Source organism: Endozoicomonas ascidiicola (assembly GCF_001646945.1).
Lineage (GTDB): Bacteria > Pseudomonadota > Gammaproteobacteria > Pseudomonadales > Endozoicomonadaceae > Endozoicomonas > Endozoicomonas ascidiicola.
In genome coordinates, this window is record NZ_LUTV01000002.1 from 182,369 (window position 1) to 194,870 (window position 12,502).

The following is a 12,502-nucleotide window of genomic DNA, read 5'->3' on the forward strand; positions in this document are numbered from 1 at the left end:
TTTAATTACACCCCCAATAAACAGCGCATTCATAGGCGTGCGCTCAGAGGCAGTTGAGTAGCGCTCTCTGCTGCCAGCTTTAAACCTTCCTGAAAGTAGCGTGCACTGGCTTCAAACTCATCCAGGTGAGTCAGGAGGTGCCCAAGTTCGTTATAAACATCGACACACCTTCTTAGTTTCAAACTGGTCTCGAGATATTCTCTGGCTTTGCCCCAGAGTTCATTCTTCAGAGCCAGCCGACCAAGTGCGAGCAGTAGTTCGGGATCGTTGGGGCGTTTATTTAATAACGACTCCCCAAAGAGCAATTGTTTTTTCAGGTCAATACCAGAAATTTTGCCATAGAGGCGAATCAGATTTTCACTAAAGCACTGGTTGAGGTGCGTTCTTAGTACGGATTCCGCTTTGTCTTCTACTCCCAGTCGAACCAGACACTCAGCATACCGAAAGAGTATCTCTGGATCTTTTTTCTGGCTGTGGCTTAGCTTGGCCCAGAGATCATTGGCAGGTTGTACCCGATCCTCCAGAGCACTGCGATTACGGCCATAATTGCAGGCTTGGGCAAAGAGCTCCTGAAATGCTTTGGTTTCCAGTTGGTGATGTTCGTCTTCATTGATCACCTTGAGCTTGCGCAGTTTTGGCAGCAGTGTTTCGAGGGACTGCCAGTCATGCAGGCGCACATACACTTGTTTTAGCATCTTTAGAATATAAGCATGGCGCGGGTATTTTTTGTGCAAACTTTGCAGCGTAGCCAAAGCTTGTTCCAGATGATTACTGGAAAGTTGCAGCTGAGCCTGAGTAATCCCAATCGCCATTTCTGCGCCAGGTGTTTTGGTGTCAGCCAGACGCAGCCAGGTGGCGCTGGCTTCAAAATTACCTGCTTCATGGGATGCTTTTGCTGCCGTCAGATAATTAATAAGCGACGGATCGCTAATACTTGCCGCTTGGCCGAGCAGTTTTTCTGCTCTGCGCCAGTTGCCTTTTGTAAATTCTGCCAGACCACGGTCAAACAATTTGCGGGATTTCACTTTTTTGGCATGGGACGATACCGGATAAACAATACTCAGCATGCTCAATAAGATTTTAAGTGCAATTAATGCCAGCCAGAGTACGCCCGCTGAAATGACAACCAGCAGCATCATGCCCCATAGGCTGCTCTCAAAGGTCATATTGTCGTAGGCGACAAGAATGTATCCATGGTCGTTTACCATGATATTGGCCAGCAGGAAGCAGGCTGAGACCAATAGAAGAAACAGTGCAAAACCTTTCATGAAATGACCGCTCCCTGAGGATAGGTCTCGCTATCATCTTCTTCTATAGGTGCATCTTGTACGGCTGGTGGCTCGGGGCTTACAGTTTCTGGTTCGAGATCATTTTCCAGTTCAGCATTCTGATAATCTTTCAGCGCTTCCAATGAACGATAGATTTTAGGAGTTTCAGGTGCGACAGGCAGGGCTTTCAGTGCTTCGAGCTCTGTTAACAGGCGACGGGTGGTTTCTCCGCCCAGGGTAAAGTATTGGTTAATCCAATCAATGGTTTGTTGCAGACTGTTTTGATAAATCACCGACTGCTCGGTCATTAGAGCCAGCTTGCTTTGTTCAAGCAAGAGGATCAGTTTCTGTCGAATTAACAAATCCTGTTCTGCATCCAGCAATACTTCAATGGGCTTGGCTCGATCGGTATTAACCCGAAACAAGCTGGTAAACCGTTGCCAGGTGTCAGCGAGGATGACTTGAATGGTTTGTTGCCAGGCTGTGTTTTCGTCAGTTATTTCTGCAGAGTTTGATTCTCCCAGAGGTGCTGCCGCATTTTCAGTGAGCTGATTATCATCGAGGGTGATCAGTTGTGGAATCAGATCCGTCAGAGCGTGTAGGCGCAACCAGACATTTTCCTGATCCAGTACATCGACAGATTTCAAAACAGCGATATCTTCAGCCAGTGCTTCCCGGAGTTGAAATACGGAAAACTCATTCATCTGATCCAGAATCTGATCGGCACTTTCCATTAAGCTGAGGGCTGAAGCAGTGTCGTTCGTGGTCAGAAGTCGTTGGTTTGCCAGGCGCAGTAAAAACTCAACTTCACCAATATGCCATTGGTTCCGAGTTGAGCCTTCCAGATTCGTCACTTTTCCAGAGAGGCTATCGACTCGAGATAACAGTCGCTCTTCCCGTTCCTCTAGGTCGGTGGTTTGATTTTGCAGTCTTTCCAGAAGGCCCGTGGTGGTTTCATCCACGGTTGTTAGCCTTGCTTGTTGCCTTGCCACCTGAGCCTGCAGCAGGTTCATGGATTCTTGCAGCAGAGGCTGATTTTGCTCGATGGGCATGGCTCGCCAGGCAATATAACCGGAAAGGCCGATGGCACCCAGGGCAAGTATCAGCGACAAACCTGCCAAACTCCGGCCAGAAGATGTGTTTGTTTTTACCGGTTTTTTTTGTGCTTTCTGAGAGGCGTCTTTCGTTTTGTTTTCCGGCAAACGGTCAGTGCTTTTCTCGTCAGCACCGGGTGGATTTACATTACTTTGGTCAGTTTTACTCACGTTTGGGTCGTCCGGGTTGTTTGCCCAAATCAGATTTGGGCTAAAGCCTGCAGCATGGCATCGTTGCTGGCGCCACAGGCATTCAAAACTTGTTGGAAACCCAGATCCCTGGCTTGTTGGGCGACGCGTTCACTGGGAACCAGCAGGTGGAAGCCGGTTCGACGGGAGGTCGGAAGATAACGCCCAAGGTTAGAGAGGGTTTCACCGCTACCACAGAGGATGACATTGATTGAATGGCTTTCCAACTTTTTTACCAATTCATCATCTTCGTACTGGGGGCATGCACGCTGGTAGACGTCCAGAGTCTGGGTTATTGCACCAGCCTGATGCAAATGTTCTTCCAGCAAACCTCGACCATCGACACCTTTGATGATGAGCATTTTCTCATTCTGGATGTGACTAAAGGCATCAAGATTGAGCAGTGCTTCGCTATCAACACCGGCGTCTGAGAATGCAGCCTTGATGTTGTAATGTTCCAGCTCTGCAGCGGTACTGCCACCGATGGCGAACCATTGGCAATGAATAGGCAATTGTGGCCAGTACTGTTCTATCAACTCAAGCCCCAGATTAGCAGCGGGGCGACTGGTGACGATGACCTTATCAAACTGCTCAAGGGACAAAACACAATTTCTCATAGCCTGTGTTTCTGGCAAAGCCTTGATTTGAAGCATTGGCATCGTCCAGACGCTGCCACTGGCTTTGATAATACTGTCCGCCAGCGCCTGAGCTTGAGGTTCAGGGCGGGTGACCAAGGCGCGGATGTGAGACAGGTTCATTGGATTATGTACCTGCAGTTATGGGTGCGAGAGCGCTGACAGGATTTTATCCGCTCCCTGTGCCAGAAGCGCATCAGCCACCTGAATACCAGCGGCTTCAAAATCACTGATGGCACAGCGGACTTCACTGCGATAAATGGTGGTACCATCCGGATCGCCAACCAGACCTCTCATATAGAGTTGATCGCCTTCCAGTTCGGCAAAACCGCCAATAGGTACCTGACACCCACCGTTCAATCGACGATTCATGGCGCGCTCAGCACCAACCCGAATCGCGGTTTCTTCATGATGGAGTGGTGCAATCAGTTGGCGGGTCTCTTCATCATCCATACGTAACTCAATACCAACAGCGCCTTGGCCGGCTGCTGGCAGGCTGGTGGTTGTATCCAGATACGAGCGGATGCGATCTTTCATTTCCAGGCGAATTAAGCCAGCAGCGGCAAGAATAATGGCGCCGTACTGGCCGTCATCCAGTTTTGCCAGACGGGTGTTCACATTGCCCCGGAGGAAGTTGATGGTCAGATCCGGCCGGGCAGCCAGAATCTGGCACTGTCGGCGCAGACTGGATGTGCCCACCACGGCGCCCTGCGGCAGTTCATCAAGATTTGCATAGTGGTTAGAGACAAACGCATCTCGGGGATCTTCCCGTGGGCAGATAACCCCAAGACCAAGCCCTTCAGGAAATTCCATAGGCACATCCTTCATGGAGTGCACGGCAATATCTGCACGGTCTTCCAGCAGCGCATTTTCCAGTTCTTTGACGAACAAGCCTTTGCCGCCAATTTTGGCCAGAGGCGCGTCAAGAATGCGGTCGCCCTGACTGCTCATCTTCACCAATTCAACCCAAATGCCCGGGTGATGCAGTTCCAGTTGTTGTTTGACATATTCAGCTTGCCAGAGGGCAAGAGCGCTTTTTCGGGTGGCAATGCGGATGGCTTTCACGGAGTTGATAGCTTCTTATTCAGTAAACGGGTGATTGGAAAGCATGATACGACAGAGCCTGTTTAGGGGACAGTATCTATTCGTTGTCGAATTCTGAGTCGAGTCCTTTTTTAGGCGGCTCAAGTTTTACCCGGACACAGAACCACTCGTCATCTTCCATTGGTTGTATTTTGCTCCGAAACTGTTGCTCAAATTCACGATAGGATCGGGTGTTTGGCTCTATATCACAGTCCGCCTGCACGGCATCATCAAAAACAAAGGCTTGTTTTTTCTGTAAACTGAAGCGAATTCCACTACGCTCGGCGAAGGTTTCCGTGTTATCCAAATTGGTAACAGCCATGTGGAATGAAGTTGTATCATACCAAGCGTTATCTTTTGAGTCAGGAGGGTGGGTATGGCTTATAGAATCACTATGCTCAACAGGGGAGCACCATTTAAGGCTGAACAACGGATGATTTATGGATTGTATATAAGGTACTGCGTCTAAAACTGTCCACCTATCAGGTTGAAGATGGCCCAAAAAAAAATCCTGATTGAGTGAAGCGTTGAGGTCATTGGGTAGTTTTAAGTCAATATAGTTTAATTCGTAAGCAATTAGACGCTTGAGCGTTTGGAAGCGTTTATAAGACACTGTCTGTACATCAAGCCCTTCATTTTGTTCCTCGGTAGGAAATAAATGGCTGCTGATTTGTGTGCAGATTCGATAGTCAAAAGTATTGGTGTTATTTAGTTCTTTATTATTCAGAGGCTCAGGGAGCCATGCGTATAATTTTGGAGCAGATAATCGTAAGCTGAATGCGACGGTTGCTTTGGTTTGATTCTGACCGGGAGTGTTCCCAGGCAGAGAAAAACTCATCGGTGAGCCAAGGTAGGGGAAAGGCAATTGCCAGTCGTGTTTTTGAACCCTTGTTACAAAAGCGTCTCCGTCCCATTGCGGCGTACTTTTAGGCACTGCCTGTCGACAAATGGCACACCTAAAATCAGGATTACTTATGGGGATGGCGTGAGTTTTTTCACTCTGGCTGTCAATCAGTTGATCAAAACACTTTGTGTGATATATATGGCCACAGGCTGTTGTTTCCAGTTTGGTAATGGAGCGATCTGCTATAGCAACCTCGTTCAGACAAATTGGACAACATTCAAGATTAATGTTGTTTACTTTAATGGTCGTTTCTAACGTTGTATTGGTTGCTGGTGTTGGTCGGACTGTGTTAACAGAATGTCCTATCGCCTGACCAGAAATACGGAGGTTGTTAAGGTTACCCTCGATATCTTCGGAGCGCGGGTTTTCCCGTCGTCGTGTTGAAGGCTGTGGTAGTGATTGAAAATAGGGATTAGATATTGGCATGTCCTGAAATCAATTGCAGCTATTTCGACGATTAGACCTAGGATGGTGCAGAGAGTTCACAATCCCTGTGATTACAGGGATTGCATAATCTTTTTAATAAGTGGCACATGACGACGGCTTATGGACAACGGCTCAGGCACTTCTTTCAAATGAAGAAAACAGTGACCTTTATCATTACGTGACAAACTCTCAATAGCATCACGACGCACCAGTGCGTTACGGTGAATCCGCACAAAATCATGAGTGTGGTCTTCTTCCAGCACTTTCAGGGGATCATCAATCAATACTTCCCCATGACGATGATGAACCGTGACGTACTTGTTATCCGCCATGAAATAGAGAATATCGTTTAACGGAACCAGCTCGATACCACGAAGCGTTTTTGCGGCAATATGCTCTTTTTCATGCTGCTGTTCCGGCAGTTGCACATCCAACCAGGCCATTTGCAAACGATTGAGCCGGCTGGCTCTTTGCAGCGCCATGGTCAAATCTTCAAGGCGAATAGGTTTTAATAGATAGCCGACAGCCTGAGCATCAAACGCCTCAAGGGCATGACTGTCATAGGCGGTACAGAAAATAATGGCCGGCGGCCTTTCCATATTGCTGATGTACTTTGCGGCTTCCAGGCCGCCCATAACCGGCATACGAATGTCCATCAGGACAATATCCGGCTGCAGCTGGGTGCACAAATCAATGGCATCACGGCCATTACTGGCTTCGTGCTCCAGTACCATAAAGTTATCAATCCGGGCGATCAGGTGTCGCAGTCGTTCCCGGGCCAGAGGCTCATCATCAACGATCAGTACATTCATTGTTCCAGTCGTCTATTCCTGTAGTAGATTATCGATTTTATTGGGATATTGAATCCGTACGGTGAACCATTTTGAACCATCCTGTTCTTTGATATCCGTTGTCATGCTTGCTTTATTCCCATACAGCATTTCCAACCGGGAGCGGATATTGCTCAAAGCAATCTGGTTGCCTGTTGAAATGGTCTCTGTATAGGGCATCGGATTTTCTACGGAAATCTGAACCATTTGATGGTCAGCAGATATCTGAATAGTGATACTGCCACCTTGCTCAAGCCGTTGAATTCCGTGGTAAACCGCGTTCTCTGCAAGGGGTTGCAGAGTAAATGGGGGAATAGTGATATTTGCAGGCAAGTCGCCCTGTTGCCAATTTACCCGAAGGCGATCACCCAGTCGGTGCTGCTCAATTCTCAAGTAGCTTTCGCTGATCTGAATCTCTTTACGAATGGGCACCACGGCGCTGCGATTTTGCAGGCTTGCTCTGAAGAGATCGGAAAGATCTTCCACCGCCTGCTCTGCCTTATCCGGATTTATCTGGATCAGACTGGCGATGATGTTCATGCTGTTGAACAGAAAGTGCGGGCGAATATTAGCCTGCAGTGAATCCAGTCGAGCGTTGTGGATAACCTGTTGCTGCATCTGAACTTCATACTGAATATAAAAATATCGGAACAACATGCCCGATATCAGCAGTGCTGCCAGCATGTTTCGCAGAATCTGCAACCAGTCAGGCATGGGGCTACTGATTGGCAGGATAAATTTCTGAGCCAGCAAGGTAAGTATCAGAGTGATGACTTGAACGCCAGCCATGGCAATGGTCACAGACTGCCAGGTCGGTAATTTCTTGAGGTATGGCCTGGCCAGATAGAGGAACGCGCTACTGGACAGAACGATCCATTGTACGAACAGCGACATCATCGCCAAACGCGTCCAGCTGAAATCCATCGTCCCGGGCAGGGCGAGCACCTGCACCAGCACAAATAACTCTGAAATCAACACCAGCAGAAATACGGACCTGACAGAGCCGAGGTCCGGTAGAAAAAAATCATCCTTAAGATGTTCGTGGTGATCTGTCATTGGGAAAATTCAGGTCTTGGAAAATTCAATTTATTAGTTATCGGTGAGAGATCTATTCTCTCAAAGAGCGATGCAATCAATACGTGACACCGATATAATGCCGCCAGATAAAAGTTCGTTGATGACGGATTTTGGTGAGATTGTACGTTCGTCCTCTAAAAATGAGAACCAGTTGGCGCTTTAGTTTCATTCAATACTGATGTGAATCGGCTTGAAACGACGCCAGACGAAGGAGAAATCGATGTCAGCAGGTGACGGTGATAAAAGCAGTAACCAGCAGTGGGGTGGTCGTTTCAGTGAAGGTGTGGATGCCTTTGTCGCCCGTTTTACCGCCTCTATCGATTTTGATCGACGTCTGTATCGTCACGATATTCAGGGCTCTGTGGCTCACGCGAATATGCTGCATCAAGCTGGCCTCCTCACTGAGGAGGAACTGAAAGCCATTATTTCTGGTCTGGAAGGCATTCTGGAAGATATCGAACAGGATCGCATTGACTGGTCTATCGAGCTTGAAGATATTCATATGAATATTGAGGCGCGCCTGACCGATCGCATTGGTGATGCGGGTAAAAAACTGCATACAGGCCGGTCGCGAAACGATCAGGTCGCGACGGATATCAGGCTTTGGCTACGTGATGAAATCGATAACATCAGCGTTGAGCTGAAACGGTTGCAGGCAGGCCTGCTGGATGTTGCCGAACGCGAAGCCGACACCATCATGCCGGGCTTTACCCATTTGCAGACGGCTCAGCCGGTGACATTTGGCCATCACCTGATGGCGTGGTTCGAAATGCTGGTGCGTGATTTTGAACGGCTGCAGGATTGCCGAAAGCGGGTCAATGTCAGCCCACTGGGCGCCGCAGCACTGGCTGGAACAACCTATCCAATTAATCGTGAAATGACGGCATCAGCCTTGGGCTTTGATCGCCCGACCAATAACTCGCTGGATTCCGTCAGTGATCGGGATTTTGCCATTGAGTTTTGTGCTGCTGGCACCTTGATTATGACGCACCTGTCGCGGATGTCTGAAGAGTTGGTGCTCTGGACATCTGCACAGTTTAACTTTATTGAATTGCCTGATCGTTTCTGCACCGGCTCTTCCATCATGCCCCAGAAGAAAAACCCCGATGTGCCGGAACTGGTGCGAGGCAAAACTGGCCGGGTGAATGGCCATCTGGTGTCCTTGTTAACGTTGATGAAGTCTCAACCATTGGCGTACAACAAAGACAACCAGGAAGATAAAGAACCACTGTTTGATACTGTAGATACACTGCGGGATTGCCTGAGAGCTTTTGCGGATATGATTCCTCATATTCAGGCCAAAAAAGAGAGCATGCTGGAAGCAGCCCGCAGAGGCTTTAGTACGGCAACAGATCTGGCAGACTATCTTGTACGACAGGGTATGCCTTTTAGAAATGCCCATGAAGTGGTGGGTAAAGCCGTCGCGTTTGGTCTTCAGGAGAGTCGTGATCTGTCTGAAATGACCCTGGATGAATTGAAAGCTTTCTCCGACACCATTGAGCAGGACGTATTTGATGTTCTGACTCTGGAAGGTTCCGTCAGTGCCCGAAATCACCTTGGAGGCACTGCACCGGAGCAGGTTCGGAAGGCAGTAAAAAATGCGCGTGAAGCGCTGTAACTGTTGAAAATTCCTGAGTAGTAATTACCTCCATGAGCTTGTTGTTACACCAGATCCCTTTGAGGCAGGCAGAACGTACGCCAGCCTCAGAGGCCCTCGGCTGCAAAAATCAGTGGCTTGATTACCAGACACTCGCCCGACAGATTCGGTCGGTGGCTGCCGGTTTGCAAAAACTGGGGCTATCTACCAATGAACGAGTGGGTATTTATCTGCCGAAAACACCGGAAGCTGTGTTCAGTTATTTTGGAGCTACTGCTGCGGGCGGTGTCATGGTTCCGGTGAATCCGGTGTTAAAGGCGGCGCAGGTTTTTCACATTCTGAAAGACTGCAATGTTCGTGTATTAATCACTAACAAAGCTCGCTATCAGCAACTGGAAGCCGAGATCAGTCAGTGTCACGACCTTTTACACGTAGTGCTGGTGGATGCAGACGTCCGTGGTACAACAAATTGGGCGAGCTTTCTTCAGCCTTACGGAAGGTGGGAACCCATACACGCCATTGATGCTGATATGGCGGCGATACTCTACACCTCAGGAAGTACCGGAAAGCCGAAGGGCGTTATTCTCTCTCACCGAAACATGGTGACGGGTGCGACCAGTGTTGCTGAATACATTGGCAACACATCTGAAGATCGCCTGTTGTGTGTTTTACCCTTCAGTTTCGATTATGGGTTCAGCCAATTAACCACGGCATTTCTGGTGGGTGCCAGTTGCTACCTGTTGGAATACTTGTTACCTCAAGATGTGATTAAAGCCATTGAGCAGCAGCAGATTACTGGCCTCGGTCTGGTTCCGCCGCTTTGGATTCAACTGGCCGAATTGAACTGGGCAGAAGGCGCTGCAGACAGCCTCCGCTACTTCACCAATACCGGTGGCTCAATGCCTACTTCCACTCTGGATATCCTGCGTCGCCGTTTCCGAAATGCCAGACCCTTTTTAATGTATGGCCTGACTGAAGCGTTCCGCTCCTGTTATCTCCCTCCTGAACAAGTGGATATTCGCCCGGGTTCCATTGGTAAAGCCATTCCCAATGCGGATGTCATGGTGATTAATGAGCTGGGCGAATCCAGTGCACCTAATGAACCTGGCGAGCTGGTGCATCGAGGTGCATTGGTCACGATGGGTTACTGGAATGATCCTGAACGCACCGCTGAACGGTTTCGGCCTGCACCTAATGGGGCTCCCGAGATTCCCAATAAAGAACTGGCGGTTTGGTCCGGTGATATTGTCAGAAAAGACGACGAAGGTTATTTGTATTTTATTGGCCGACGAGACGACATGATCAAAACGTCTGGTTACCGGGTCAGTCCTTCAGAAGTTGAGGAAGTGATTTACGCTTCTGGCCTGGTTGCTGAAGTGGCTGCGATTGGTGTACCTCATCCAAGGCTTGAGCAGGCCATTGTGGCGGTTGTCGTATGCAGTGAAGGCGGTGTGTCGGATGATGCTTCAGTGATTCGTCACTGCCAACAATGTCTGCCTGCCTATATGGTGCCAAAACGGGTGGTTCAGCACGTTTCTCTGTCTCGAAATCCTAACGGGAAGATAGATCGAAAGCCTTTGCTGGATGAGTATCGTAGGCTATTTCAGGAGAGCAAGGCATGAGTAAGACCCATCATCGCCTGCAAACGCTTCAATCTAACGATAATCGTCTGATAATTGGCGGCCGCACAGCAAATGAACTGGTGGCTATAGCGGGCTCTTCGCCGTGTTATATCTATGATCGATCCGTTTTAAGTGCAAAAGTGGCTCAGTTCAGAGAGCTGATGCCGGCAGCATTAAAGTTGCACTACGCCATTAAGGCCAATCCCATGCCGGCGTTAGTCAGCCATATGGCTCAGCATGTGGATGGTCTTGATGTGGCCTCTCATCAGGAGATGCTGATTGCTCTGGGTAGTGGAGTGGCTGCTGCTGATATTAGTTTTGCGGGGCCAGCTAAAGGCATGCACGAACTGAAAGCGGCTGTTGCTGCAGGGATCACCGTTAACGTTGAATCTCCCTTGGAGTTGCAGCGTCTCTATGAATGTTATGATGATCTGAGTATTCGTGCCCGAGTCGCGTTCCGGGTAAATCCGGATTTCGAATTGAAATCTTCCGGCATGAAGATGGCTGGCGGCCCAAAACAGTTTGGTATTGACGCAGAACAGATGCCTTCTATTTTGGCCACACTTGATACAGATAAAGTGGATTTTCAGGGCTTCCACATTTTTTCTGGTTCACAGAACCTTCGATCTGAGTCACTGATTGAGTGTCATCAGAAAACCTTTGAGCTGGCTGCCCGCCTCGCAGAGTTCGCTCCTGCACCGGTAAAGCATGTAAATATTGGTGGTGGCCTGGGAATTCCGTATTTTCCGGGAGAGCAGGCTCTGGATTTAGCCGGTATTGCTGAAAACCTGCAATCTCTGATAGATGCTCTCCCATCGTCGTTAGTGTCTACCGAGTTTGTTATGGAGCTTGGCCGCTGGCTTGTGGGTGAGGCTGGTTATTACATTTGTCAGGTGACGGATAAAAAAGTATCCCGCGGACAGACTTTTTTAATGACCAATGGAGGGCTACATCATCATTTGTCGAACTCTGGAAACTTTGGGCAAGTGATTCGGAAAAATTACCCTGTGGTATTAGCTCATTGTCTGGAAAGTGAAGAGCTTGAGGTGGTTGAAGTGGTAGGTCCATTGTGCACGCCTCTGGATATCGTTGGTGCAAAACTGCCGTTACCTAAAGCAGATATTGGAGACTTTATTGTTGTGCTGCAGTCTGGCGCTTATGGTGCTACCGCCAGCCCTCAGCGTTTTTTAGGCCACCCGGAAGTAGTTGAGTTATTTCTCTAAGGAATAGTCCCCAATTAACTTCCCTATTTTCAAGAGATCAGGGATCGTCGTCGCTATGCTGCGATTGAAGCGATAAAGCTTGGGCATGGTGGCATCGAATTCATTTCTCAGTTACTGGCTTGTGACCCGAAAACGATTCGTCGAGGTATCGCTGAGCTGGAATCAGAACATCTGAACGCTGATCATCAGCGAAAAAAAGGGGCGGACGCACACCGCTGATTGAGAAAAGTCCCCAGCTGACTGAAAACTTTCTCACCATACTCCGTAACCATACTGCTGGGGACCCGATGCGGCACGACGTAAAATGGACGAACCTGTCTCGTCGGCAGATTGCTCGCAAGCTCTCCGATTTGGGAACTCCAGCCAATAAGAATATCGTTTCTCGACTGCTTCATGATCATGGTTACCGACGACGCAAGCCGCAAAAAAAGCGAACAATGGGGCAGCACGCCGATCGCAACGCCCAGTTTGAAAATATTGCCAGACTGAAACAAGAATACTTGGATGCCGGATGTCCAGTGATAAGCATCGACACGAAAAAGAAAGAACTGCTG

General features: G+C 48.8%; 11 protein-coding genes. 4 read left to right on the forward strand and 7 right to left on the reverse strand.

What is annotated here, in order from left to right:
- Positions 1–29: 29 nt before the first annotated feature.
- From AKL11_RS04880 to AKL11_RS04910, 7 genes are all read right to left on the reverse strand, one after another.
- Complete coding sequence (locus tag AKL11_RS04880; protein ID WP_067515506.1) at positions 30–1,268, reverse strand: heme biosynthesis HemY N-terminal domain-containing protein; 1,239 nt, start codon at positions 1,266–1,268, stop codon at positions 30–32.
- A complete protein-coding gene (locus tag AKL11_RS04885) occupies positions 1,265–2,533 on the reverse strand; it encodes a uroporphyrinogen-III C-methyltransferase (RefSeq protein WP_067515507.1) in 1,269 nt (422 codons plus the stop codon). The genes AKL11_RS04880 and AKL11_RS04885 overlap by 4 nt, the downstream gene beginning before the upstream one ends.
- Before the next feature lie 29 nt (positions 2,534–2,562).
- Positions 2,563–3,309 carry a uroporphyrinogen-III synthase gene (locus AKL11_RS04890; RefSeq protein ID WP_067515508.1) on the reverse strand — a complete coding sequence of 249 codons (747 nt, stop codon included), beginning with the start codon at positions 3,307–3,309 and terminating at the stop codon, positions 2,563–2,565.
- 18 nt (positions 3,310–3,327) lie between these two features.
- Positions 3,328–4,251, reverse strand: coding sequence for a hydroxymethylbilane synthase (hemC, locus tag AKL11_RS04895; RefSeq protein ID WP_067515509.1), 924 nt, complete (start codon positions 4,249–4,251; stop codon positions 3,328–3,330).
- A gap of 76 nt (positions 4,252–4,327) precedes the next feature.
- Positions 4,328–5,203: a hypothetical protein gene (locus AKL11_RS25020; protein ID WP_245673526.1), complete on the reverse strand. Its 876-nt coding sequence runs from the start codon at positions 5,201–5,203 to the stop codon at positions 4,328–4,330.
- A 467-nt stretch (positions 5,204–5,670) separates the two neighbouring features.
- Positions 5,671–6,411, reverse strand: a complete 741-nt coding sequence (locus AKL11_RS04905) for a LytR/AlgR family response regulator transcription factor (protein ID WP_067515511.1) — start codon at positions 6,409–6,411, stop codon at positions 5,671–5,673.
- Positions 6,412–6,423: 12 nt separating this feature from the next.
- Positions 6,424–7,485, reverse strand: a complete 1,062-nt coding sequence (locus tag AKL11_RS04910; protein WP_067515512.1) for a sensor histidine kinase — start codon at positions 7,483–7,485, stop codon at positions 6,424–6,426.
- 241 nt (positions 7,486–7,726) lie between these two features.
- On the opposite strand from AKL11_RS04910, the gene argH reads away from it, so the two are divergent.
- From argH to AKL11_RS25870, 4 genes are all read left to right on the forward strand, one after another.
- Entirely contained in the window at positions 7,727–9,124 is a 1,398-nt protein-coding gene (argH, locus tag AKL11_RS04915) for an argininosuccinate lyase (RefSeq protein ID WP_067515513.1), read from the forward strand.
- A 32-nt stretch (positions 9,125–9,156) separates the two neighbouring features.
- Entirely contained in the window at positions 9,157–10,725 is a 1,569-nt protein-coding gene (locus AKL11_RS04920; protein ID WP_067515514.1) for an acyl-CoA ligase (AMP-forming), exosortase A system-associated, read from the forward strand.
- Positions 10,722–11,948 carry a pyridoxal-dependent decarboxylase, exosortase A system-associated gene (locus tag AKL11_RS04925; protein WP_067515515.1) on the forward strand — a complete coding sequence of 409 codons (1,227 nt, stop codon included), beginning with the start codon at positions 10,722–10,724 and terminating at the stop codon, positions 11,946–11,948. The genes AKL11_RS04920 and AKL11_RS04925 overlap by 4 nt, the downstream gene beginning before the upstream one ends.
- Before the next feature lie 287 nt (positions 11,949–12,235).
- A partial coding sequence (locus AKL11_RS25870) for an ISAzo13-like element transposase-related protein (protein ID WP_436404688.1) occupies positions 12,236–12,502 on the forward strand: 267 nt, incomplete at its 3' end.